Genomic DNA, 22,539 nt, shown 5'->3' with positions numbered 1-22,539 from the left:
GCCCTGTATCTCCCGCCTGGAGCCCCCATGTCAAAGTCCACTCCCTTTCCCGCCGCCCTGACGCTTTGCCGCGCGCTGATGGCCGCCGGCCTGTTGCTGCCCCTGGGCGCGATGGCCAGCCCCGCCGGAGACGCCCTGCGTCAATTGCAGGGCGACGACTGGGTGACGCGCAACACCACACTGGCCGATCTGGGTATCGGCGAGCCGGTGGTCCTGAGCAACAGCGATGCGCGCCAGGAGTTCTATGTCCCGGTGCCGCGCGGTGTGCCGATAGCCGACGCGACGCTGAATTTCGACGCCAAGTACACCAAGGGCGAGCCGGGCCGCACCAGCCTGGTGCTGTGGGCTGACGGCGTGCCGCTGAACGCCCAGCGCATCGCTGACGGCGACGGCACGGTGACGCGCGGCTTCGCGGTCGATCCGCGCCGCCGCGAAAGCGGCTTCCTGCGGGTGGGCGTGGACTGGCAGTCCGAGATCGCGCTGCGCCACTGTGAAAGCAACCGCGCCACGGCCAACGCGCTGACGATCTCACCGCAAACGCGCCTGACCTACCGCTACGACGCCTCGGCCATCGGCAATCTGGATGACGCCTGGGGCACCCTGCCCGGCAAGCCGACCCTGATCGTTGCCGGCGCCAAGCTGGACCAGCAGGCCTTCGACAGCGCCTGGCGCATCGGCGTGGCGTTGGAGCGCGCCGGCAAGCGCGTGGCGGTGCGGGCGTTTCCGTCCGTGGGCGACGTGGTCGATACCCGCGGCCTGCAGGTCCCGGCCGGACTGGCGCAGATCCCGGCGTTCGCCACGCTGACGGGCAACGAAAAACACAAGGTGGCCAACACCGCCGAGATCGGCGCGTTGCTGGTCTTGGGGGCGCAGGACGTCGCCGGCGATGTCGTCATCGCCGATGCCGCGCTGCGCGCCAAGCTGAACGAGGCGCTGGACGCCCTGCAATCGCAATTGGCAGCCGACGCCGACGCAACCGACGCCTTCAAGGCCTGGCGCACCCAACGCGTGCCGCTGGCCGCCGCGGACCTGCAATCCAAGGAAATCCGGCTGGCCGCGATGGGCCGGGAGGCCGTGATCGCGGTGGCGGCGGATGCCGGCGCCCAGGGCGCGGGCGCGTTCGACACCGCCTGGCGCCGCATCCTGGTGACGCGCCAGGTGCAGGTCAAGACCGCCACGCCGCCCGAGACCTTCAAGGACGGCGGCCTGCGCCTGACGGCACTGGGCGGCTCGCCCAACAGCTTCAACGTGGTGGCCAGCGGCGACTGGACCACGACCTTCCCGCTGGCCGCGGTGTCGTCCGACGGCCGCATGCCCGGTGAACTGGTCATGGACCTGTCCGCGGCGCCCGGCGCCTCGTCGACGCGGCCGGTGGCATCGGTGTTCTGGAATGGCATCTTGCTGGCCGCCAAGCAGCTGGACGCCAACGGACGGCCGGAACGCCTGACCGCGCGTGTGCCCGGCTACGCGCTGGGCGTCACCAACGCGGTGCGCGTGACCTTCCAGCGCCAACCCGTGTCGGTCGACTGCAACGAGATCCCGCAGGGCTATCCGGTGAACGTGCTGCCGACCAGCTATGTGAAGCCGGATCGGGCCGAGCCGGACGGCACGTTCGTCGGCCTGCTGCCGCTGCTTGCCGGCACCCCGCAAGTCATCATTCCCGATACCTATCTGGCCGATGCTCCCGACAACCTGAAGCGCCTGATCGGCATCGCCTCGGCCAGCGGCATTTCCACCTCGCGGGCCGAACTGACCGTGGCGGCAGGCGGCCAGGCCGTCAAGCCCGGCCGCCCCTTCCTGGCGATGGAAGTGGCGGTGGACGGCGCCAAGCCCATGGTCAGCAACAACGACCGCAAGCAATTGCGCGTGGACGGCAGGAACGCGACCTGGCTGGACATTTCCGGACTGGATCACCTGAGCACGGCCGAGGTCGTCAGCGCCAGCGGCCAGGACGGCGTGCTGTGGCACACCCTGGGCCAGCGCGCGGGCATGCTGGATGCACCCTTCGTGCTGAACCGCGGCAACGTCGCGATCATCGGCGCAACCGGCCCGGTGGCCTGGATCGATAGCGCCAACCCGGATGCCAGCCACCCGCCCGGCGCCGGCGAAAGCGCCTTCTTTGAATGGCGCCGTTATATCTCCTGGAGCGTGCCGGCCATCAGCATCAGCCTGCTGGTGCTGCTGTTGATCCTGATCCTGGCCATGCGCGCCGGCCGCAGGAAGAACAAGGACAGCAAGTAATCCAGGACACGCCCGCCCATGTCTTCGCTTTACTGGCCCTATCTCATCGCCGATTACTACCGCGGCCTGGAGATCGTGACCGCCATCGTTGGCGTGATCATCCTGCTTTCAAGCCTGGATGACCTGTTCATCGACGCATGGTTCTGGGTGCGCGAGGCATGGCGGTCGGTCACCATCAAGCGCCGCTATGCGCCGCTGGCGGCATCCCAACTGCGCGAGAAAGAAGAGCAGCCCCTGGCGATCATGGTGCCCGCATGGCTGGAGTACGACGTGATCGCGTCGATGCTCGAGACCATGGTGTCGACGCTGGAATACAAGAACTACATGATCTTCGCCGGCACGTATCAGAACGACGAGCGGACGATCAAGGAAGTCGAACGGATGCGGCGGCGCTACCGCCAATTGATCCGGGTGGAGGTGCCGCACGACGGGCCGACCTGCAAGGCGGACTGTCTGAACTGGATCGTGCAGGCGATCTTCGCGCAGGACGCCAAGCAGCCGGTGCCGTTCGCCGGCGTCATCCTGCACGATAGCGAAGACGTGCTGCACCCGCTAGAGCTCAAGTACTACAACTACCTGCTGCCGCGCATCGACTTCATCCAGCTGCCTGTGACCTCGCTGGAGCGCCACTGGTACGAACTGGTGGCAGGCACCTACATGGACGAGTTCGCGGAATGGCACACCAAGGACCTGGTGGTGCGCGAGAGCCTGTCCAAGATGGTGCCGTCGGCCGGCGTGGGCACCTGCTTTTCGCGCCGCGCCCTGGTGGAACTGGCGGCGGAAACCAATAACCAGCCGTTCAATACCGATACGCTGACTGAAGACTACGACATCGGCGCGCGGCTGGCGCAGCGCGGCATGCGCCAGATTTTCGGCAAATTCGGCGTCGAATACGTGACCCGCCGGCGCTCATGGTTCGGTCTGGGCCGCGAGAAGATCTCGAGCGTGCACATGCCCCTGGGGGTGCGCGAGTACTTCCCCAACACCTTCCGCACCGCCTATCGGCAAAAGGCACGCTGGACGCTGGGGATCGGCTTGCAGGGCTGGCAGCAGGTGGGCTGGACCGGATCGCTGGCCACCAAGTACCTGCTGTTCCGCGACCGCAAGGGCCTGGTGACGTCGTTCATCGCGATCCTGGCGTACGTGCTGCTGGCTAACTTCTTCCTCTTCTACCTGGCGGACCTGTTCGGCTGGTGGAAGGTGTATTACCCGTCCTACTTCAAGCCGGGCGGCTGGCTGGTGACGCTGATGTGGATCAACGCCGTGGCGCTGCTGCTGCGGGTGGTGCAGCGAGCCTATTTCGTCGGCCGCATGTATGGCTGGGAGCACGCGATCCTGTCGATCCCGCGCATGATCGTGGGCAACTTCATCAACGCCATGGCGGCGGCCCGCGCCTGGAAGCTGTTCATCGGCCACCTGATCACCGGCAAGCGCCTGGCCTGGGACAAGACCATGCACGACTTCCCGTCCACCGACCAGTTGGCCCAGCAGCGCCAGCGCCTGGGCGAGCTGTTGTTGTCCTGGCAGGCGATCGACGAGGATAAACTGGCGCGCGCGCTGGAAATCCAGTCGCGCGACAAGAAACCGCTGGGCGAGATCCTGATGGAACAGGGTTGGCTGGACGAGGGCACGCTGAAAGAAGCCATCCACTTCCAGCAAGGCGGCCAGAAGGATGCCGCGGCGGCCGATGCCGCGGCGGCCGTTGCCGCGGTGGCGCACCCCGACGACAAACCCGCGACCCCATGAAGCCACTGACCCGTTCGTTTTTGCTGTCCGCCGCGCTGGCTTGTGCCGGGAACGCCGGCCCCGCCTCGGCCCAGTCGGCGCCGCGCGCCGCCGAGGCGCCGCTGGAAGGCGCGGCCTACCAGTTCGCCGACGAAGGCTACAAGAGCTATGACGCCGGCAACTATGCGCTGGCCCAGCAGCAGGCCGAGTCGGCCATCGCGCTGCGGCCCGACGTCGAGCGGCTGCGCCTTCTTTTGATCTATTCGCTGCAAAAGCAGGGCAAGCTGCAAGAGGCCGACAAGGCCGCGGCGGACGCGATCAAGAGCGGGCTGGATACCCCCGGGCTGCGCCAGGCCCGCGCCAACCTGCGGCCCCGCGCCGCGCAACCGGCAGGCAAGGCCGCTGCCAGCGCACCCGCCACCACGGCGGCCTACCGCCGCGGCTTTCCCATCGCCACCCGCGCCTACGCCGATTACAACCGCGGCGACTTTCCGGCCGCGCAGCGTGGCGCCGAGCAGGCCTTCCGCATCGATCCCAAGCAAGGCGCGTGGGCCATGCTGTGGCTGGACGCGCTGGAGGCCCAGGGCAAGTACGCCGAGGCCGAAGCCGCCGCCGACAAGGCGATCGCGCTGGGCGCGCCCAACAAAAACGACCTGACCGCGCGCCGCACCACCATGAAGCGGCGGCTGGCGATCAAGCCGGCCGAACAGGGCTACCAGGCGCTGATCGCCAACCGGCCAGGCGATGCCGTGCCGCTGGCGCGCGAGGCCGTGGCACTGGCGCCGGATACCGCCAGCCATCGCCTGCTGCTGATGACCGCGCTGATGCTGGACAACCAGCTGGCCGCCGCCGAGGACGCGGCAACCGACGCCCTGAAGCAGGATGACGAGAACACGGTCGCCCTGGTGATGCGCGCCTACTTGCGCCAGCGCCAGGGCAAGACGGACCTGGCCAACGCCGACTTCGACGCCGCGCTCAAGCAGGATTGGCTGGACGAAGACCAGCGCCGCAACGTGCGCCTGATCGCCGCCGACGCGTCCCTGGCCGGCGGCGAGACCGCCCGCGCGTTGACCTTGCTGCAGCCCTTGGACGCCAAGGACGAAGCCGCAGCCGCCCGCATCAAGCGGGCCCGCTCGGCCCCGGCGGTGCCGGCCACGCTGACGCTGGCCAACTATCCCGCCCCGGTACAGGATTGCCGCGACACGCCCTACGGCACCTCCTGCGAGCTGCTGCCGTCCGACGCCGCGGGCAGCGGCGGCCCGGCGTCGCTGGCTTACGCGGCCTATGCGCGCGAGGACTACCAGGAAGCCATCACACAGGCACGCAAGGCGGCAGAGCAGGATCCCGCCAACAAGGAATTGCAACGCCTCTTGACCACCACGCTGGCCGCCGGCAACGCCGCGCAACTGGCCGAGGCCGACAAGCGCATGAGCGAAGCGCTGGCCGCGCAGCCCGACGACCCCGCACTGCTGATGCAGCGCGGCTACCTGCATCAGCGCATGGGCAAACCCAAGCTGGCGCTGCAGGACTTCCAGGCCGCCCGCGCCACCGGAAAGGCCCCGCCCACGGTCATTCTGGACGAAGGCTACGCGCTGTCCGGCGTGGGCGACAAGCGCGGCGCGGTGGACAAGCTCAAGCAAGCCATCGACGAGGCCGACGCCGGCCGGCTTGAACTCACCCCGCAGCAGCGCTTCGACACTCGCAGCGGCATCGCCGGGCTGTCGCGCGAATGGGGCGGCTACGTGTCCGCCGGCTATCGCGGCGCGCGGCCTGCGTCGTCCGGGCTGGGCGGCGCGGCCATTACCGTGCCGGGCGACGCTGTCTTCAGTACCGCGGAAATCTTCTGGCGGCCTTCGGACTTCCTGAATTCATCGACGCAGACCTTCGAGCTGTACGGGCGCCTGTCCAATACGCTCTACAACAAGGGCGGCAAGACCGCCAGCCAGACCGTCTCGGACCCTTGCACCGGCGGCTCGATCAATGTGGATGAGACCCGCAACCAGGGCATTTCCGGCATCCCCACCACGGTCGGCTCGCTGGGCATGCGCTTCACGCCGTCCACCGAAGTGGGGCTGACTTTCGGCCTGGAGCGCCAGTTCAACCTGGGCACGGCGACGCGCAAGGGCACCTTCAGCCCCAAGCCCGACGACCTGCGTTGCAGCCTGAACCGCAGCAACCAGACGGCCCACTACAAGACGGACGCCGGCAGCGGCGGCTGGCTGGCCTATGTGACCTACGGCATGTACGAAGGCACGACGCTGCGCATCGACCGGCCCAGCTGGTTCACGATGGAAGGCTATGTGCAGGCCGGCTATTCGTGGCAGGACATGTCGGCCCGCCTCTGGAAACGCAACAACAGCACCGGCGCCGACACCGACCAGACTTCGGGCAAGCTCAAGCGCGACCAGGCCTTCGGCGCCGGTGAATTGCGCGTGGGCCGCAGCTACCGGGTCGATCCGATCAGCGAGCGCCTGGTGTTTTTCCCCTACGCAGTAGTGGGCGTCGACTGGCTCTGGAACAAGAACCGCCTGAGCGGCCTGGATATCGACGGCACCGATTCGTACAACCAGCTGGGCGACGGCTCGTCGTGGTCCATGGGCGCCGGCCCCGGCTTCAATATCCGTTACTGGTTCCGCGAAGACCACTACAACGCGCCGCGTTCGTACCTGGACCTGACCACCCAATATCGATTCAATATCGGCGGCGGCCAAGCCGATCGGGCCAAGGGCTTGTTCATCAACCTGACCCTCTCCTACTAGGCACGCCACCCCCAAACAAGGAGTCCGCCAAGCATGAGCACCGCTATTTTCCCTTCGCCGCGCCCCCCGCGCCGGTTCGCCTCGACGCTGTGCGGCGCGCTGCTGGCGCTGGCCGCCGCCGGCGTCCAGGCGCAGCAAGCCTCGTCCATCGTCATCCAGGGCAAGGACAACTGGCTGTTTCCCGGCTGGGGCAGCCTGACCCAGGTGGATACCCGCGGCATCGACGCCTCGGCCCAGTTGGTGCGCGAAACCCGCGATGCGCTGGCCGCCAAGGGCGTTCAGCTGGAAGTACTGGTCCTGCCTGACAAGACCCTGTTTTACCAGGACAAACTGCCCGACGGCACGGCATTGAGCGCCGAAGTGAAGAAGCGCTACCAGACCATCCAGGACAAGCTCAAGGCCGCTGGCATCGCGACCATCGACGACGAGGCGGTACTGCGCCGCCTCAAGGACGCCGGCCAGGACGTGTTCTACCGCACCGATCAGCACTGGACCCAGGCCGCCGCCGACGCCACCGCCGAAGCGCTGGCCCAGCGCATCAAGCAGGACGTGAAGACGCTGGCCGGCAAATCGGGCACGGGCATGCCGCTGGGCAGCGTGGTCAACGAACGCCGCTACGGCGACCTGGCCGAACTGTTCCTGACTCCCGACCAACGCAAGCAAGCCGGGCGCGAGACCTTTACCGTGCGCCGCCAGGCCGACAACCAGAGCCTGATCGACGACGCGCCGGCGCCGGTGCACGTGACGGGCCACAGCATGGTGCAGCCATACTTCGGCTTTCCGCAAAAGCTGTCCAATGTGCTGGACCGCCCCGTTTCCGTGAACTGGAAGCCGGGCAACGTCGGCCAATGGATCATGCTGCTGGAATACCTGGAATCGCCCGCCTTCAAGCAGAACAAGCCGCAAGTGCTGGTGTGGCAGATGTTCGAACCCACCTTCGCGCAAGGCCCGGACGCCAAGGGGCTGTGGGACAACGCCTCCATCATGACCGCCGACAGCTGGCGCAGCCGCATGAAAGCGGCGGTGGGGCAATAACACCGTGGCGCAAGCGGACAAGGCGGCACTGCCCGTCGCCGTTCCCGGACACCGGCTGCACGCCATCGTTTTGGGCATACTGCTCGCGCTTGGCCTGGGCTGGGGCGCCTGGTGCCTGTTGCAGGCCAAGCTCACCGCCGCGGACGTCGCGCCGTCCGCCTGGATGAACGGCACTGCGGGCACGGCGCTGAACAAATCGCTGCGCCTGCCCGGACAGGCTGACCTGGATACCTGGAATTCCTCGGTGCGCTACCGCGTGCTGGGCCATCTGGGCGACCAGGTCGCGATGGGCTGCCCGCAATGGCTGTTCTACCGCGATGGCCTGCGGCCTCAGCCGGGCGTGCACGTGTTCGACCAACGCCTGCGACTGATGCGCCATTGGGTCGAAACACTGCGCCAGCAACAGGTGCAGGTGCTGGTCGTGGCGGTGCCCGACAAGTCGCGCATCGAAGCCGACCATCTGTGCGGCCAGACCGTGTCGCTGCCCATGCGGCGCACCGTCGACGCCTGGCAGGACGCGCTGCGCGTGCAAGGCGTGCCCTTCGTGGATCTGCGCCAGCCCCTGGAAGCGGCGGAGGCGCCGCGCTTTTTCCGCACCGACGTGCACATGAACGCGACCGGCGCCCAGGCCGCGGCCGCGGCGGTGGCGCACGCCGCCCTGCCCTTGCTGCACGGCCCGGGCACGCAGGCCTTCAATGTGGAGAAAGCCGGTCCGCCACAACCGCGCATGGGCGACCTGATCGTGCTGGCCGGACTGGAACAGGCGCGGCCGGGCTGGCGCCCCGAACTGGATATGGCATCGCCACAGAAGATCGAACCGATCCGCGGCGGCGGCCTGCTGGACGAGACACCGCCGGTGGAAGTCCTGTTGGCAGGCAGCTCGAATGGCCGCCGCAGCAATTTCGCCGAACGCCTGGGTCAGGGACTGGGCCGCGAGGTCTGGAACCTGAGCCTGGACGGCGGGCAGTTCTCCGGCGCCCTGCTGGTTGCGCTCAAGCAGCGCGAGCAATGGCCCAAGAGCCTGAAATTGGTGATCTGGGAGTTTTCGGAAATGGCGCTGTCGCTGCCGTTGACCGACGACGAGAAATCCGTGCTGGCCCGACTGCCCTGACCCGAGATGCTATTCAATTCCTACCTGTTCCTGCTGGTCTTCCTGCCTGTCACGCTGGCCGTGTATTACGGCGCCGGGCGGTTGAATCTGCGGCTGGCTGCCCTGTGGCTGTGCCTGACGTCCTTCGTGTTCTATGGTTGGTGGAATCCGCAGTTCGTGGTGCTGCTGGCCGGGTCGATCGCTTTCAATTACCTGGTCAGCCTGCTGATCCTGCACACGGCCGCCAAACCGCGGCTGCAAGGGCTGATCGTGGGCCTGGGCGTGGGCGCCGACCTGGCGCTGCTGTTTCATTACAAGTACTTTGCGACGCTCCTGAACTTCCTGACCGACCTGGGCATGACCAGCTCGACCATGGATTCGATCATCCTGCCGCTGGGCATCTCTTTTTTCACGTTCACCCAGATCGGCTACCTGCTGGACTGCCGCGCCGGTGTCGTCAAGGAACGCAGCCTGCTCAGCTACGTGCTGTTCGTGACGTTCTTTCCGCACTTGATCGCCGGCCCCATCCTGCATCACAAAGAGATGATGCCGCAGTTCGCACAGCCCGAGAACTACCGCTTCAAGGCCGAGAACCTGTCCGTGGGCGGCATGCTGTTCGTCATCGGCCTGGCCAAGAAAGTGCTGCTGGCCGACGGCATCGCGCCCTATGCCGATGCGGGCTTTGCCGCGCCGGGCGACCTGCAGTTCTGGGGGGCGTGGGGCGCCAGTCTCTGCTACGCGCTGCAGCTGTACTTCGACTTTTCGGGCTATTCGGACATGGCGCTGGGGCTGGCCAAGATGTTCGGCATCAGCTTCCCGCTGAATTTCAATTCGCCCTACAAGGCGGGCAGCATCATTGAATTCTGGGCGCGCTGGCACATGACGCTGACGCGCTACCTGACGGCCTATCTGTACTACCCGGTGGCCATGGCCGTGTCCAAGTGGCGCACCAACCGCAACCTGCCCGTGGGCGCCGAAGGCGTGCGCACGCTGGGCGGCTTCGTCGGCAGTATCGTCAGCCCCACGCTGTTCACGATGGCGCTGGCCGGCGTGTGGCACGGCGCCGGCTTCCAGTTCCTGGTGTTCGGTCTGCTGCACGCCATGTACCTGTCGGTGAACCACGCCTGGCGGATTTTCGTGGTGGGCAGAAAGCCCGCGGCCGCGCGCAACCTCAATATGTTCAAGCGCGCCGCCTGCGTGCTGCTGACCTTCGTGGCCGTGCTGGTGGCGCAGGCGTTCTTCCGCGCCCATGGCGTAGGCGACGCGATGCTGCTGATGCAAGGCATGATCGGCCTGCGCGGCATGGAAACGCTGGACCTGGCGGCGCACGTCGGCGGCCTGGCCTGGGGCGACGCCTGGCGCGTGCTCGTCGGGCATCATCTGCAACTGATCTATGCTGTGGTGCTGCTGGGCATCGCCTGGTTCACGCCGAACGCGCACCAGATCCTGGGCCGCTATTCGCCGGCGCTGTTCAAGCCCCAGGAAGCGCCCACCCCCTGGATGCGCTGGCGTCCCAACCTGGCGTGGCTGACCGTCATGCTGGTCCTGCTCTTTTTCTGCCTGGTGAACCTGCACAAGGAAACCCGGTTCCTCTATTTCCAATTCTGACCGCGGCGCGGTCGCGGAGCACGCTATGGACATCAACGAGATCGAAGCCAAGGTGGCTGACCTGATCGAAGGCATCATCCTCACCAAGGTCGACCCCGATACCCTGCTGATCGAATCCGGACTGGTCGACTCGCTGTCGGCGGTGGATGTGGCGCTGGCGGTGGAACGTCAGTTCGGCTGCAAGATCCCCCCGACCGAGATCGACGTGCACCTCGAGTCGGTGCATACGCTGGCGGCCTTCATCGCGGAGCACCCGCGCGCCTGACATCTCCTGGGAGGGCTGGACGATGCGTTTCGATTTCAACGCCTACGATTTCGCGGATACCGCTGCCGGCGGCGACGCCGTGGCGGTGGTGGATGCCCAGGGCGCATTGACCTGGGCCGAACTGCAGACGGCGACCCAAGCCTGGGAACGGGCCGCGCGGAAAGCTGGCGTCACCGCCGGTGTGCCGCTGGTGATCTCCGGCCACAAGGAAGCGGCCTTCCTGGTGGCGATCCTGGGCTGCCTGCGCCTGCGCGTGCCGTTCGTGCCGGTGGATGTCATCAATCCGCCCGAACGCATCGCCCGGATCGGCGAACTGGTGCACGCCGGGCTGCGCTACGACGCCCAGGCCCGCGCCTTCGCCCCCGGCAGCGCGGTGCCCGCGCCGTTGGACGAGGCTGGCCTGGCCTACATCATGTTCACGTCGGGCAGCACCGGCGACCCCAAGGGTGTGCAGATTGGACGCGAAAGCGTCTCGCTGTTCGCGGGCTGGATCCGCGACTGCCTGGGCCTGGGGCCGGCCCCCGCGTTCATGGACCAGATGCTGTTCAGCTTCGACTTCTCGCTGTTCAACTGGGTCGGCGCCCTGGAACTGGGCGGCGCCTGCGTGCTGTGCCCGCGCGAGACCATCGCGCAGCGCGACACCTTCGTGAACTACCTGGCCACGACCGGCATCAACGTCTGGGCCTCCACGCCGTCGTTCGTGCGCCAACAGCTGTTCAACCCGGACTTCGACCGCGCCCACCTGCCGCAGCTGCGCGTCTTCGTGTTCGGCGCCGAGTCGCTGACGCCGACGCTGGCCGAAGAACTCTGGCGGCGCTTTCCCGATGTGCGCATCATCAACTCCTACGGCCCCACCGAGGCGACCTGCTCGACCACCTGGGTCGAGATCGACGCCGACCTGCGGGCCCGCGCGCCCAATCCCTTCCCCATCGGCCGCGCCAAGCCATATGCCGAGGTGTTCATCGAGAACGGCGAAATCAGCATCGCCGGCGACCACGTCATGCGGGGCTACCTGAACCGCCCCGACCTGAACGCGCAGCGCATGTTCACCCGCAACGGCAAACGCGGCTACCGCAGTGGCGACCTGGGCGAGATCGATGCGCAGGATCTGGTCACTTTTCGGGGCCGGGTCGACGACCAGATCAAGATGCACGGCTACCGCATCGAACTGGCCGAGATCGACGCCGCCATCGCCGCCCTGCCGGGCGCGCGGGCCGGCGCGACCGTTGCGCTGCGCAGGCCCGATGGCGCTATCATCCGATTGATCGGGTTCGTCGAACCCGCCGAGGCCGGCCCCGCAGGCCTGCAACCGCTGCCCGCGGCGCTGCAGGACTGGAAGACCGCCCTGGGCCGCCGGCTGCCGCCCTACATGATTCCGTCCGAACTGCTGGCGTGCCACCGGTTCCCGACAACCAGCACCGACAAGGCGGACCGCAAGCAACTTGAACGCTTGTACCTGGAGGTCCGCCTGAGCAAAAGACCGGAGCCCCAAGCATGACCCGTTACGTTCGTTTCCGTACCCTGGCAGTGGCATTGTCGCTGGGCTTGGCCACCGGCGGCGGCGCCGCGCATGCCGAGGGCGCATTCGCTCAACTCTACGCCGCGCGGCCGCCCGCCGGATCGTCGTTCGTTCGGGTGGTCAACCCGGAGGTGGGTCCGTTCCGCGTACAGATCGCCAACGGCCCGGCGCAGGAAATCGGGCCGACCAAGCCGGCCAGCACCTATGCCATCGTCAAGGGCAACCAGGCGTTCAATGTGCTGGTCGACGGCAAGCCGGTCGCCAGCCTGCAGGTGGCGCCCGATACCTTCAGCACACTGGTGATGCACCGCGACGGCGTCAAAGTCACCTACGCGCTGGTGGACGACAGCAACGGCGCGCAGGACGCGCTCAAGGCCGAACTGCGTTTCTACAACCTGGCGGCTGATTGCCCCGGCGCCACGCTGGCGGTCAGCCCGAGCGGCCCGACCCTGTTCCAGGAAGTGAAACCCGGCGCCTCGGCGGCACGGGCCATCAACCCCGTCAGCGCATCGCTGGCGGCCGGCTGCGGCACGGTGCTTTCGCCATCCTTGCCGTTGCCCGCGCTGCAGCCCGGCGACCACTACAGCTTGTTTCTCACTGGCGGCCCCACCGCCCCCACCTTGAGCGGGCAAGTCAGCGCCACGGATCCCTATAGCAAGTAAGGAGGCCGCATGCGCCGCGTATTCAGGGATGACCACGAGCTTTTCCGCGACCAGGTCCGGCGCTTTATCGCCGAAGAGATCGCCCCTCATTACGCCGAATGGGAAAGGGCCGGCATCGTGCCGCGTACGCTCTGGCGCCGCGCGGGCGAAGAGGGCCTGCTCAACTGCGCCTTGCCCGACCCCTATGGGCTGGGCGGCGATTTCGGCCACGCCGCCGTCGTCATCGAAGAGCTGGCGCGTTCGAACTACCTGGGCATCGGCTTTTCGATTCACTCCGACATGGTGTCGCCCTACCTGGACACCCTCGGAACGACCGCCCAGAAAGAACGCTGGCTGCCCGCCATGACCCGGGGCGAACTGATCGGCGCCATCGCGTTGACCGAACCCGGCGCGGGCAGCGACCTGAAAGCCGTGCGCACCCGCGCACGGCGCGACGGCGACCATTACGTGTTGAATGGCCAGAAGACCTTCATCACCAATGGCGTCAATGCCGGCCTCTGCGTCGTGCTGGCCAGCACCGATCCCGACCTGGGCGCGCGCGGCCTGTCGCTGTTCTGCGTCGAAGAAGGCCTGCCGGGCTTCACCAAGGGCCCGGCGCTGAGCAAGATCGGCCAGCACTGCCAGGACACCTGCGAGCTGTATTTCGATGACCTGCGCCTGCCCGCCGACTGCCTGCTGGGCCAGGAGCACGCCGCCTTCGAATACATGACACGGGAACTGGCGCGCGAACGCCTGGCAATCGCACTACGCGCCGGGGCATCGCTGGAAGGCATGCTGGATGAAGCCGCTGAATACGCCCGCAACCGCAAGGTCTTCGGCCGCCGCGTCATCGACTACCAGAACTCGCGCTTCAAGCTGGCCAGCGCGCGCGCCCAGAGCACCATGCTACGGGTGTTCCTGGACGACTGCCTGGCCCGCCAAATGGCTGGCGAACTGGACTCCACCACCGCCGCCATCGCCAAGCTCAACGCCACCGAAATGCAGGGTACGGTGCTGGATGACCTGTTGCAGCTGTACGGCGGCTATGGCTATATGGCGGAATACGGCATCGGCCGCGCCTGGGTGGATGCGCGCGCACTGCGCATCTTCGGCGGCAGCAGCGAAATCATGCGGGAAATCATCGGCCGCGGCTTCGTCTGAACGCCCGCAGGCGGCCGTGTCAGACACGCGCCGCCATCCAGGCGCGCATCAGCGCCTGGGCTTCGGGCGTATCGCCGATGACCCACGGATCCACCGTGAACGCCACCACGCGCTTGGCGCCGTAACCGCGCGCGACCGCCCACTGCTGCTTGACCCGGTCGAAGTCGGCCGAGCGTGCCTTGAAGGTAGTGCCGTCGGTGCTGCCCGAAGGCAATTCCTCGAACAGTTCCATGACCAGGTCGAACGGCGCCCGGCGCTTGAGCAGCATGTCATGCAGCGGTTCCAGCGACTGGTAGTTTGCCAGGCCTGCCACGCCCACGCCGTCCTGGATCATGGGGTGGATACGCACGTGGTCCAGCACCCGCGCCCATAACTTGGTCAGCGAGCCGTCGCCGCCCAGGCGGCTGAAATAGGTGGAGATGGTCGGCACGCGGTAGCTGGTGGCCAGCGCGGCGCGGCTGAACGCGTCCAGCCAGGACACCAGCAAGGCCTGGCGCTCGGGGCTCGACCAGTTGTACTGCTCTAATTCGTACGGCAGGTACCAGCCGCGGAAATTGCGGCGCTTGGACCACGCCGCGCTTTGCATGTAGGCCACGCCGCGGTCGCGGGTGTGGTCCAGGTAGGCGGCCAGCGCCGTGTCATCGGGCGAGGCCAGGATGTTCCACCAGCGCTGGTCGTAGGGCAGCCCCACGTGCACGCCCAGGCCGCTGCGCTCGGCCTCGTCGAAAATCGCGTCCAGCATGGCCTTGGGCGCCATCCAGTCGTCCGGCCGCCCGCCTTCCAGGCCGGTCCATTGCAGGAAGATTTCGCGGCAGCCCAGGCGCCGATAGGCCGTGATGCGGCGGCGCCAATCATCGGCAGTCAGGTCCAGGTGGCTGAGCCACAACTGCAGGAAGGTCGCGTTCAGCGAGATCGGCGGCGCGCAGGCTGCCAGGGGCGCAAGCGCGCCGACCGCCAGCGCCTGCAACAGGCGCCGGCGTAATACGGACTGGGGCAACGGGCGCGTCAGGAGCGTGTTCCTGACCGCATTCAGCCGCGGTTGCCGAACAGGCCGGACAGCGAGGCCAGCAGGTCGGTCGGATTGAAGGTGTGGCCCGGCTGGACGGCGCCGTCGGGCGTGGCCTTGTCGACCAATTGCGGCAACAGCGAGGACAGGGAGCCCAGCACCGAGTTGGTGTCCTGGCCGGTCTTGGCGGCCAGTTCACTGACCACGCCCGGGTCCAGCACCTGGCCGAGCTGGTCGGCGCTGACGGGCAGGTTCTGCCCCTTGCCCACCCACGACGAGACGATCTCGCCCAGGCCGCCCTGCTGGAAGCTGGCGATCAGGCCGGACAGGCCGCCGGGGTACTTGTTCAGTTGTTCGATCAGGGCAGGCAGCAACGAGGCCGAGCCCCCTTGCTGACCGCCGCCGGCCATCGAGGCCAAGGTATCCAATAGACTCATCGCCGTGCTCCAGGAAAATCGGAAATCCAGTATAGGCCCACGCCGGCGCAAATCCTGTCATCCCGCCGGCCCGGTCACCGAACTTTGCAAAACTTGTCTTTCGCGGCGCGCTCAGCCCCCGCCACGCAGCGCCTTGAGCGCCTTCTGCCCGGCCCGGCCGTCCGCCGGCAGGCCCAGCTGGCGCTGCGCCGCCTGCAAGGCTTCGCGGGTGCGGGCGCCGATCATGCCATCGGGTTCTCCGAGTTCATAGCCCCGGGCAATCAGCAGGCGCTGCAACTCGCGCCGCTCGGCCCGCGACAGGCCCGGGTCGTCTGTCGGCCAGGCCTGCACCAGCGGGCCGCCGCCCCGCAGACGGTCGGACAGATGCGCAATCGCCAGCCCATAGCTTTCCGCCGCATTGTAGGAATACAGTGCATCGAAATTACGGGTCACCAGGAACGCCGGCCCCTGGCGGCCGGCCGGCAGCAACAACCCGGCCGGCGTGTCGCCGGGCGGCAGCGGCTTGCCGTCGGCGCGGGTCACGCCCTGGCCCGCCCAGGATGACAGCGGGCGCTTGTTCTTGCGCCCCGCCCCGGCTGTGTTCAGCCCCGCCGGCAGCTTGACCTCGTAGCCCCAATCCAGGTTGCTGTTCCAGCCTGCGCGTTTGAGGAAATTGGCGGTGGACGCCAAGGCGTCGGGCACGCTGTCGATCAGGTCGCGGCGGCCGTCGCCGTCGAAATCCACCGCCAGCCGCAGGTAGGTCGAGGGCATGAACTGGGTCTGGCCGAAGGCGCCCGCCCAAGAACCGGTCAGTTTTTCGGGCGCGATGTGCTCGTCCTGCACGATCTTGAGCGCGGCGAAGAATTCCCCGCGGAAATACGCCTGCCGCCTGCCAAAGCACGACAACGTCGACAGCGACGTGAGCAGCGGCCGTCCGCCCAGCGTGCGGCCGTAATTGCTTTCCACGCCCCACACCGCCGCAATGGTGGCCGGGTCCACGCCATAGCGGGATGCGGCCCGGTCCAGGTCGGCGCGCCAACGGTCCATGCCGGCCCGGCCATCGGCCACGCGTTCGTCATCGACCAGCGCCGCCATGTAGTCCCAGATCGGCGTCTTGAATTCAGGCTGTGCGTCCAGCAGGCCGATCACCGCCATGTCGGGCGCCAGGCCCGCGGTGTGGGTATCGAAGGTGGCGCCGGACACACCTGCCTTGGCAGCGGGGGCGCGCAACTGCGCCAGGCACGACGCGAAGGCATCGGCGGCCTGCACCGGGGCAAACGGCAGGGCCAGCGCGGTGGCGGTCAAGGCGGCGGCGAAAGACGTTTTCATGAACGGGGGGATGCTCCAGAGGGTTCGGCCGCGTCGCCTTCCAGGCGGCGCTTCCAGTCTTCGATTTCGCCCAGGCGGGCGCGCTTTTCGAACAGGGCGCGCCAGTTGGGCGACAGTTCGGGCAGCGTGGCCAGCTTGCCGAGCAAGGCGGCGTCCAACACGCGGCGGTTGAGAATGTCCTGCACCCGCGCCAGCGTCCATTGCGGATGCGGCCGGTCTTGCAGCGACAGCGTGTCGCCCTGCGCCAGCCAGCCTTCGCGCAGCACCCGGTAGTACCAGCCCGTCTTGCCGCTGGCCTGCACACGCGCCGACATGCCGGGCGCATCGAAGCGGTGGTTCAGCTTCCAGCACGGCTGGCGCGCCTGCGATACCTGGATCAGCGCATCGCCGGCGGCGAACACGTCGCCCACGCACACATCGCTTTCCGTCATGCCCGTGGTGGACAGGTTTTCGCCGAAGGCGCCCGGCGCATCCAGCACGGCACGCGGGCCCAGTTCTTCGCGCCAGGCGGGATAGTGTTCACGGGCGTAGTGGTGCAGCGCTTTTTCGGGCCCGCCGTGAAATCGGCGATCAGCTTGTTCATCACCCTGCAGTCCTTCCGGCCCCAGCCACAGGCGGCCCGGGACCGGTTGCTTGTCGATGCCGCTGTCGCGGCCGGAGTTGCCCAGCGGGCGCACGGCGCCGGTCAGCAGGGTGTCGATAGCGATGCGCATGATGTTCAATCCGCCTGCAGCGCGGTCAATTCGGCTTCGTCAAAGCCGGCGGCGCGGCGCGCCTCGAGATTGAAGGGGCCGCGCAGCCGCGGCGCGCCGTAGCGGGCAGCCAGCTCGGCATAGCAGGCCACGGGTTCGCGGCCCTGCTCTGCGCACAACTGCTTGTACCAGGTGTTGCCGATGGCCACGTGGCCGATTTCGTCGCGCAGGATGATGTCGACGATGGCTGCGCTTTGCGCGTCGCCCGCGCCGGCCAGCTTGTTGCGGATCAGCGGCGAGGCATCCAGTCCGCGCGCTTCCAGTGTGCGCGGCACCAGCGCCAGCCGCGCCAGCAGGTCGTCCTGCGTGCGCTCGGCCATGTCCCACAGGCCGTCGTGCGCAGGGAAATCCCCATACGCATAGCCCAGGCTGGCCAGGCGCTGGTTCAGCAGATCGAAGTGGCTGGCCTCTTCGTGGGCCACGCGTAGCCAGTCGCGATAGAACGCATCGGGCATCCCCGCGAAACGCCAGATGATGTCCAGCGCCAGGTTCACCGCATTGAATTCGATATGGGCCAGGGCATGCAGCAGCGCCGCGCGGCCTTCCAGGGTGGCCATGGAGCGATGCGGCACCTGGGCCGGCGGCACTCGTTCGGGGGCGGCGGGGCGGCCGGGCAGCTCGGCATGCGCCGTGTATTGCCGGACACGGTCCAGCGGGGCGTCGCAGCCGATGGCGCGCACCCGCGCCAGCTTGTCCGGCCAGGCCGTGGCCGCCAGCGCGTGCAACGCCTGGGCGCGCAGGCAGGCCGCGCCGTGCCCGTCCGGACCCTTCCCGTCGGCGGGAGGGATCGAATTGCTGTCCATGATGATTCCCGGTACCGGGCGGCCCGCGGCCGCCCGAAAAACAATGACAATGCGCCACGCGCTGACGAAGACTTTATCATTCGCCCATGGATTCACCGCTACGCCTGACCATCGAGACCGACCTGTCCCGCATCGACGCACGGCAATGGGACGCCCTGGCCGGCGACCAGCCCTTCCTGCGCCATGCGTTCCTGTGCGCCCTGCACGACACGGGCTGCGCCGCGCCGGACACCGGCTGGGCGCCGCACTACCTGGCGCTATGGCGCGGTGACGAATTGGCCGGCGCCGCGCCCCTCTACCTGAAATCGCATTCGCGCGGCGAGTACGTGTTCGACTACGCCTGGGCCGACGCTTTCCAGCGTCATGGCCTGCGCTATTACCCCAAGCTGCTGTCGGCGATTCCGTTCACGCCCGTCACGGGCCCGCGCCTGCTGGCCGCCACCGACGAAGACCGCGACACGCTGATGCGCGGCCTGGTCGCGTTCGCCGAGGAAATCCAGGTGTCGTCGCTGCACCTGCTATTTCCCGCCGAGGCCGACATGCGTGCCCTGCGCGAGGCCGGCTTCATGATCCGGGAAAGCGTGCAGTTTCATTGGACCAACGCCGGCTATGCGGACTTCGACGCGTTCCTGGCCACGATGAGCCACGACAAGCGCAAGAAGATCCGCCAGGACCGCAAGAAAGTCGCGCAGGCCGGGCTGGCATTCCGCTGGACCAGCGGCGCACAGATACGCCCCGAAGACCTGGATTTCTTCTACCAGTGCTATTGCCACACCTATTTCAACCACGGCAATCCGCCTTACCTGAACCGCGAATTCTTCCGCCGCGCCCATCGCGACCAGCCTGACGCCTTCGTGCTGATCCTGGCCGAACGCGACGGCCAGCCGGTAGCCTCGGCCTTGAACCTGGCCGGTGGCGGCGCGCTGTACGGCCGCTATTGGGGCGCGACGGAATACGTGCCGGGGCTGCATTTCGAGACGTGCTACCTGCAGGCCATTGCCTACTGCATCGCCCACGGCCTGACGCGCTTCGAGGGCGGCGCGCAAGGGGAACACAAGATGGCGCGCGGGCTGCTGCCCACGCCAACATGGTCGGCGCATTGGGTGGCCGACCCGCGCTTCGCGGCCGCGATCCAGGCGTTCCTGGACGAGGAAACCGCCGCGGTGGGCGACTACCTGGGTGAGCTGGAAGCGCACACGCCGTTCAAGCGGCCGGCGGCGGACTGACGCGCCGGACCTGCGCCGCGAGGCGCAACGGTCCGAGCCTATGCACGGGCAATCAGAGGAAGCGGTCCAGCAGCTTGCGGCTGTGCTTGTCCAGCGACAGCACGTCGCGCACCAGATAGAAGATGCCGTGGCTGTCGGCGATCAGCAAGGTGTGTTGGGTCAGGCGGCGGATGTCTTCCTCGCCGCGCAGCGTGAACGAGGTGGGCCCGCGATCGGTGTCCACTTTCCACGTGCTGGGCGTGGCAAAGGTCGACACGCTGATCAGCTTGCGGATTTCAGGCATGAACTCGCGGCCGGCGAGTTCTTCTTCCATCAGCGCGCGCTCGGCGGCTGGCACATCGGACAGGTGCTCGATCCACAGCAGCTCGCGGCCATCGCTGGTCACCAGCGACAGGCCGCGATCACTTTCACTGATCGGAAAGGCGCGCACCGGGATGACCCCTTCGTGCATAGCGCCGTCGGCGCCCTGGTACACCAAACGCCCGAACGCATTGCGTCGCAGCTGAAAAACGGGAAGCGTCATGACGGTTATCTCGATTCCGTGTCAGGCCACGGCGGCCATGTCGTCGCTGCCGGAGGCCTGGGCGTCGGCCTCGGCCTGGCGCGCCTGCGCCTGGTAGAGGCGGTAGTAAGCGCCTTCGCGCGCCATCAGTTCCTCGTGCGGGCCCTGCTCCACGATCTGGCCACGGTCCAGCACGACCAGCCGGTCCGCCTTGCGCAAGGTGCTCAGGCGGTGGGCGATGGCGATGGTGGTGCGGCCGCGCACCAGGTTGTCCAGCGCTTTCTGGATTTCCTTTTCGGTGGTGGTGTCCACCGAGGACGTGGCTTCGTCCAGGATCAGGATGCGCGGATCGATCAGCAACGCGCGAGCGATCGAGATGCGCTGGCGCTCGCCGCCCGACAGGGCCTGGCCGCGTTCGCCCACCAGCGAGTCGTAGCCGTGCGGCAGGCGCAGGATGAACTCGTGGGCGTGCGCCGCGCGGGCCGCAGCGACGATCTCGTCGCGCGTAGCATTCGGCTTGCCGTAGGCGATGTTCTCGGCGATGGTGCCGAAGAACAGGAACGGCTCTTGCAGCACCAGGCCGATATTGCGGCGGTAGTCGGACACGCGCACCGAGCGGATGTCCGCGCCATCGACCAGGATGGCGCCTTCGGACACGTCGTAGAAGCGGCAGATCAGGTTGATCAGCGTGCTCTTGCCCGAGCCGCTGTGGCCCACCAGGCCGATCATCTCGCCTGGTGCGATGGTCAGGTCCAGGCCGCGGATGACCTGGCGGTTGCCGTAGCGAAAGCCCACGTCGCGCAGTTCGATGCGGCCATTGATCTGCGGCAGCTTGGCCGGGTTCTGCGGTTCGGGCACACTGGACACGTGGTCCAGGATGTCGAAGATGCGCTTGGCGCCGGCAGCGGCCTTTTGCGTCACCGAGACGATCCGGCTCATCGAATCCAGGCGCGTATAGAAGCGCCCGATGTAGGCCAGGAACGCGGCCAGCACGCCGACCGTGATCTGCTTTTGCGACACCTGCCAGATGCCGAAGATCCAGACCACCAGCAGCCCGACTTCGGTCAGCAGCGTCACGGTGGGAGAAAACAGCGACCAGGTGGTATTGACGCGGTCGTTGACTTCCAGGTTGCGGTTATTGGCTTCGCGGAAACGCGCCACTTCGCGCTTTTCCTGGGCAAACGCCTTGACCACGCGGATGCCCGGAATGGTGTCGGCCAGCACGTTGGTGATTTCGGACCAGATACGATCGACCTTTTCAAAGCCGTGGCGCAGGCGGTCGCGGACCGCGTGGATCATCCAGATGATGAACGGCAACGGCACCAGCGTGACCAGCGCCAGCCACGGATTGATCGAGAACAGGATCACCGCGGTCATGATGATCATCAGGATGTCGTTCGCGAAATCCAGCAGGTGCAGCGACAGGAACACGCAGATGCGGTCGGTTTCGCTACCGATGCGCGAGATCAGGTCGCCCGTGCGCTTGCCGCCGAAGTACTCCAGCGACAGCTGCTGCAGATGCTCGTAGGTCGTGGTGCGCAGGTCGGCGCCGATGCGCTCGCTGACCCAGGCCAGGATGTAGGTACGGGCCCAGCCCAGCCCCCAGGCCAGGAAAGCCGACCCCAGCAGGCCGCCCAGGTACAGGCGAACTTTGCCGTAATCGATGGGCGCGCCGTTCTGGAACGGAATCAGCACGTCGTCCATCAGCGGCATGGTCAGGTACGGCGGCACCAGCGTCGCGGCGGTGCCCAGCAGCGTCAGCAGGAAGCCGGCCAACAGGGGCAAGCGGTACGGCCGGGCGAAACGCCACAGGCGCAGCAGCGCCCAGGTCGAGGACGGCGCCGCCTGCTCCTGGCTGCAGGTCGGGCATTCGTCCTGCCCGGACGGAATGACGTTATTACAGATGGTGCACTGGCGTTCGGCCAGCGCGTTCGATTGATCGCCGGACAGGCGGATGGCCTGCTGCGCCTCGAATTGGCCCAGCAGCCGCAGCGCCGCCGGGTTGCGGGCCAGCGTGAAACGCCAGATGCCCAGCCGCGCGGTATCGTCGTGCAGCTCGAGCACGGCGGCGCCGGCATGGTCGGAAAGATTCAGGGACAGTTGGGGACCGAAGGCCCACGATTCCCAGCCGGTATCAGCGGGATTGCGGGCGATCAGGCGGCGGTCGGTGACCGCAAGCCAGCCCGGCTGGAACTTCAGGCGCTGATCCAGGTCTATTTCAACCGAGGCCAGCAAGGTTTCGCCCTCCGCCAGTTCAGCGCGGATTTCGTCCCGCCAGCGGGCAGGAAAGGCTTCGGCATGGCCGGAAAGCAGGTGTGGTTTTTTCATTAGAACGCATACCGGGCCAGGACTCTGCCCTACAAGGCGGCGACCGTTCCCAACCCCAGGCTGAAAACGTGTCCCTTCCTTACAACACAACGAGTTCACGCCTTTGAAGGCGTCGTATAGTATCAGCCGATTT

At 67.3% G+C, this 22,539-nt stretch carries 18 protein-coding genes; 11 read left to right on the top strand and 7 right to left on the bottom strand.

The genetic code is table 11. The annotated features are described in order from the left end of the window. The first annotated feature begins 27 nt into the window (after positions 1–27). The 10 genes from A9974_RS09630 to A9974_RS09585 are packed head-to-tail and all read left to right on the top strand — an operon-like array spanning position 28 to position 14,044. Positions 28–2,241, top strand: coding sequence for a cellulose biosynthesis cyclic di-GMP-binding regulatory protein BcsB (locus tag A9974_RS09630; RefSeq protein WP_183003876.1), 2,214 nt, complete (start codon positions 28–30; stop codon positions 2,239–2,241). A gap of 18 nt (positions 2,242–2,259) precedes the next feature. After that, positions 2,260–3,987 carry a glycosyl transferase family protein gene (locus tag A9974_RS09625; RefSeq protein WP_255468112.1) on the top strand — a complete coding sequence of 576 codons (1,728 nt, stop codon included), beginning with the start codon at positions 2,260–2,262 and terminating at the stop codon, positions 3,985–3,987. Next, on the top strand, positions 3,984–6,725 hold the full coding sequence (locus tag A9974_RS09620; protein ID WP_183003875.1) for a hypothetical protein: 2,742 nt from the start codon (positions 3,984–3,986) through the stop codon (positions 6,723–6,725). The genes A9974_RS09625 and A9974_RS09620 overlap by 4 nt, the downstream gene beginning before the upstream one ends. 33 nt (positions 6,726–6,758) lie before the next feature. After that, entirely contained in the window at positions 6,759–7,760 is a 1,002-nt protein-coding gene (locus A9974_RS09615) for a twin-arginine translocation pathway signal (protein WP_183003874.1), read from the top strand. 4 nt (positions 7,761–7,764) lie between these two features. Then, positions 7,765–8,871, top strand: coding sequence for a cell division protein FtsQ (locus A9974_RS09610; protein ID WP_183003873.1), 1,107 nt, complete (start codon positions 7,765–7,767; stop codon positions 8,869–8,871). 6 nt (positions 8,872–8,877) lie between these two features. Then, a complete protein-coding gene (locus tag A9974_RS09605) occupies positions 8,878–10,458 on the top strand; it encodes an MBOAT family protein (protein ID WP_183003872.1) in 1,581 nt (526 codons plus the stop codon). Positions 10,459–10,483: 25 nt separating this feature from the next. Continuing rightward, positions 10,484–10,723 (top strand): acyl carrier protein, encoded by a 240-nt coding sequence (locus A9974_RS09600; RefSeq protein WP_183003871.1) that lies wholly within the window; start codon positions 10,484–10,486, stop codon positions 10,721–10,723. 22 nt (positions 10,724–10,745) lie between these two features. After that, positions 10,746–12,221: an AMP-binding protein gene (locus A9974_RS09595; RefSeq protein ID WP_183003870.1), complete on the top strand. Its 1,476-nt coding sequence runs from the start codon at positions 10,746–10,748 to the stop codon at positions 12,219–12,221. Beyond that, on the top strand, positions 12,218–12,904 hold the full coding sequence (locus A9974_RS09590) for an alginate O-acetyltransferase AlgF (RefSeq protein ID WP_183003869.1): 687 nt from the start codon (positions 12,218–12,220) through the stop codon (positions 12,902–12,904). The genes A9974_RS09595 and A9974_RS09590 overlap by 4 nt, the downstream gene beginning before the upstream one ends. A 9-nt stretch (positions 12,905–12,913) precedes the next feature. Further along, positions 12,914–14,044, top strand: a complete 1,131-nt coding sequence (locus tag A9974_RS09585; RefSeq protein WP_183003868.1) for an acyl-CoA dehydrogenase family protein — start codon at positions 12,914–12,916, stop codon at positions 14,042–14,044. 19 nt (positions 14,045–14,063) lie between these two features. Here the strand turns inward: A9974_RS09585 and A9974_RS09580 are convergent, their stop codons facing one another. The 5 genes from A9974_RS09580 to A9974_RS09560 form a co-directional block, all read right to left on the bottom strand. Then, positions 14,064–15,041 carry a DUF4434 domain-containing protein gene (locus A9974_RS09580; protein ID WP_255468111.1) on the bottom strand — a complete coding sequence of 326 codons (978 nt, stop codon included), beginning with the start codon at positions 15,039–15,041 and terminating at the stop codon, positions 14,064–14,066. Between the two features lie 32 nt (positions 15,042–15,073). Next, entirely contained in the window at positions 15,074–15,487 is a 414-nt protein-coding gene (locus tag A9974_RS09575) for a YidB family protein (protein ID WP_183003867.1), read from the bottom strand. A 111-nt stretch (positions 15,488–15,598) separates the two neighbouring features. Further along, positions 15,599–16,795: a lytic murein transglycosylase gene (locus A9974_RS09570; RefSeq protein WP_183003866.1), complete on the bottom strand. Its 1,197-nt coding sequence runs from the start codon at positions 16,793–16,795 to the stop codon at positions 15,599–15,601. Next, positions 16,792–17,508, bottom strand: a complete 717-nt coding sequence (locus A9974_RS09565; protein WP_183003865.1) for an MOSC domain-containing protein — start codon at positions 17,506–17,508, stop codon at positions 16,792–16,794. The genes A9974_RS09570 and A9974_RS09565 overlap by 4 nt, the downstream gene beginning before the upstream one ends. A 5-nt stretch (positions 17,509–17,513) precedes the next feature. Further along, a complete protein-coding gene (locus tag A9974_RS09560; protein WP_183003864.1) occupies positions 17,514–18,350 on the bottom strand; it encodes a ferritin-like domain-containing protein in 837 nt (278 codons plus the stop codon). An 86-nt stretch (positions 18,351–18,436) separates the two neighbouring features. Between A9974_RS09560 and A9974_RS09555 the strand changes: the two genes are divergently transcribed. Beyond that, positions 18,437–19,576 carry a GNAT family N-acetyltransferase gene (locus A9974_RS09555; protein WP_183003863.1) on the top strand — a complete coding sequence of 380 codons (1,140 nt, stop codon included), beginning with the start codon at positions 18,437–18,439 and terminating at the stop codon, positions 19,574–19,576. 52 nt (positions 19,577–19,628) lie between these two features. Here A9974_RS09555 and A9974_RS09550 read toward each other — a convergent pair whose 3' ends face one another. Both A9974_RS09550 and A9974_RS09545 read right to left on the bottom strand, forming a co-directional pair. Next, on the bottom strand, positions 19,629–20,099 hold the full coding sequence (locus A9974_RS09550) for a DUF1854 domain-containing protein (protein ID WP_183003862.1): 471 nt from the start codon (positions 20,097–20,099) through the stop codon (positions 19,629–19,631). Positions 20,100–20,120: 21 nt separating this feature from the next. Further along, entirely contained in the window at positions 20,121–22,406 is a 2,286-nt protein-coding gene (locus A9974_RS09545; protein ID WP_183003861.1) for an ABC transporter ATP-binding protein, read from the bottom strand. Between the last annotated feature and the right edge of the window lie 133 nt (positions 22,407–22,539).

The sequence above is a fragment of the Achromobacter sp. UMC71 genome (assembly GCF_014170305.1).
Classification (GTDB): Bacteria; Pseudomonadota; Gammaproteobacteria; order Burkholderiales; family Burkholderiaceae_B; genus Achromobacter.
Note: the sequence above shows the minus strand (reverse complement) of the source record. Positions and strands in the feature narration are given on the sequence as shown.

Bases quoted from the DNA above. Each gene is read 5' to 3' on its own strand.
- A9974_RS09570 (WP_183003866.1), bottom strand. From the start codon at position 16,795: ATGAAAACGTCTTTCGCCGCCGCCTTGACCGCCACCGCGCTGGCCCTG.
- A9974_RS09585 (WP_183003868.1), top strand. From the start codon at position 12,914: ATGCGCCGCGTATTCAGGGATGACCACGAGCTTTTCCGCGACCAGGTC.
- A9974_RS09555 (WP_183003863.1), top strand. From the start codon at position 18,437: ATGGATTCACCGCTACGCCTGACCATCGAGACCGACCTGTCCCGCATC.
- A9974_RS09620 (WP_183003875.1), top strand. From the start codon at position 3,984: ATGAAGCCACTGACCCGTTCGTTTTTGCTGTCCGCCGCGCTGGCTTGT.
- A9974_RS09545 (WP_183003861.1), bottom strand. From the start codon at position 22,406: ATGAAAAAACCACACCTGCTTTCCGGCCATGCCGAAGCCTTTCCTGCC.
- A9974_RS09560 (WP_183003864.1), bottom strand. From the start codon at position 18,350: ATGGACAGCAATTCGATCCCTCCCGCCGACGGGAAGGGTCCGGACGGG.
- A9974_RS09590 (WP_183003869.1), top strand. From the start codon at position 12,218: ATGACCCGTTACGTTCGTTTCCGTACCCTGGCAGTGGCATTGTCGCTG.
- A9974_RS09550 (WP_183003862.1), bottom strand. From the start codon at position 20,099: ATGACGCTTCCCGTTTTTCAGCTGCGACGCAATGCGTTCGGGCGTTTG.
- A9974_RS09575 (WP_183003867.1), bottom strand. From the start codon at position 15,487: ATGAGTCTATTGGATACCTTGGCCTCGATGGCCGGCGGCGGTCAGCAA.
- A9974_RS09615 (WP_183003874.1), top strand. From the start codon at position 6,759: ATGAGCACCGCTATTTTCCCTTCGCCGCGCCCCCCGCGCCGGTTCGCC.
- A9974_RS09595 (WP_183003870.1), top strand. From the start codon at position 10,746: ATGCGTTTCGATTTCAACGCCTACGATTTCGCGGATACCGCTGCCGGC.
- A9974_RS09600 (WP_183003871.1), top strand. From the start codon at position 10,484: ATGGACATCAACGAGATCGAAGCCAAGGTGGCTGACCTGATCGAAGGC.
- A9974_RS09625 (WP_255468112.1), top strand. From the start codon at position 2,260: ATGTCTTCGCTTTACTGGCCCTATCTCATCGCCGATTACTACCGCGGC.
- A9974_RS09565 (WP_183003865.1), bottom strand. From the start codon at position 17,508: ATGCGCATCGCTATCGACACCCTGCTGACCGGCGCCGTGCGCCCGCTG.
- A9974_RS09605 (WP_183003872.1), top strand. From the start codon at position 8,878: ATGCTATTCAATTCCTACCTGTTCCTGCTGGTCTTCCTGCCTGTCACG.
- A9974_RS09630 (WP_183003876.1), top strand. From the start codon at position 28: ATGTCAAAGTCCACTCCCTTTCCCGCCGCCCTGACGCTTTGCCGCGCG.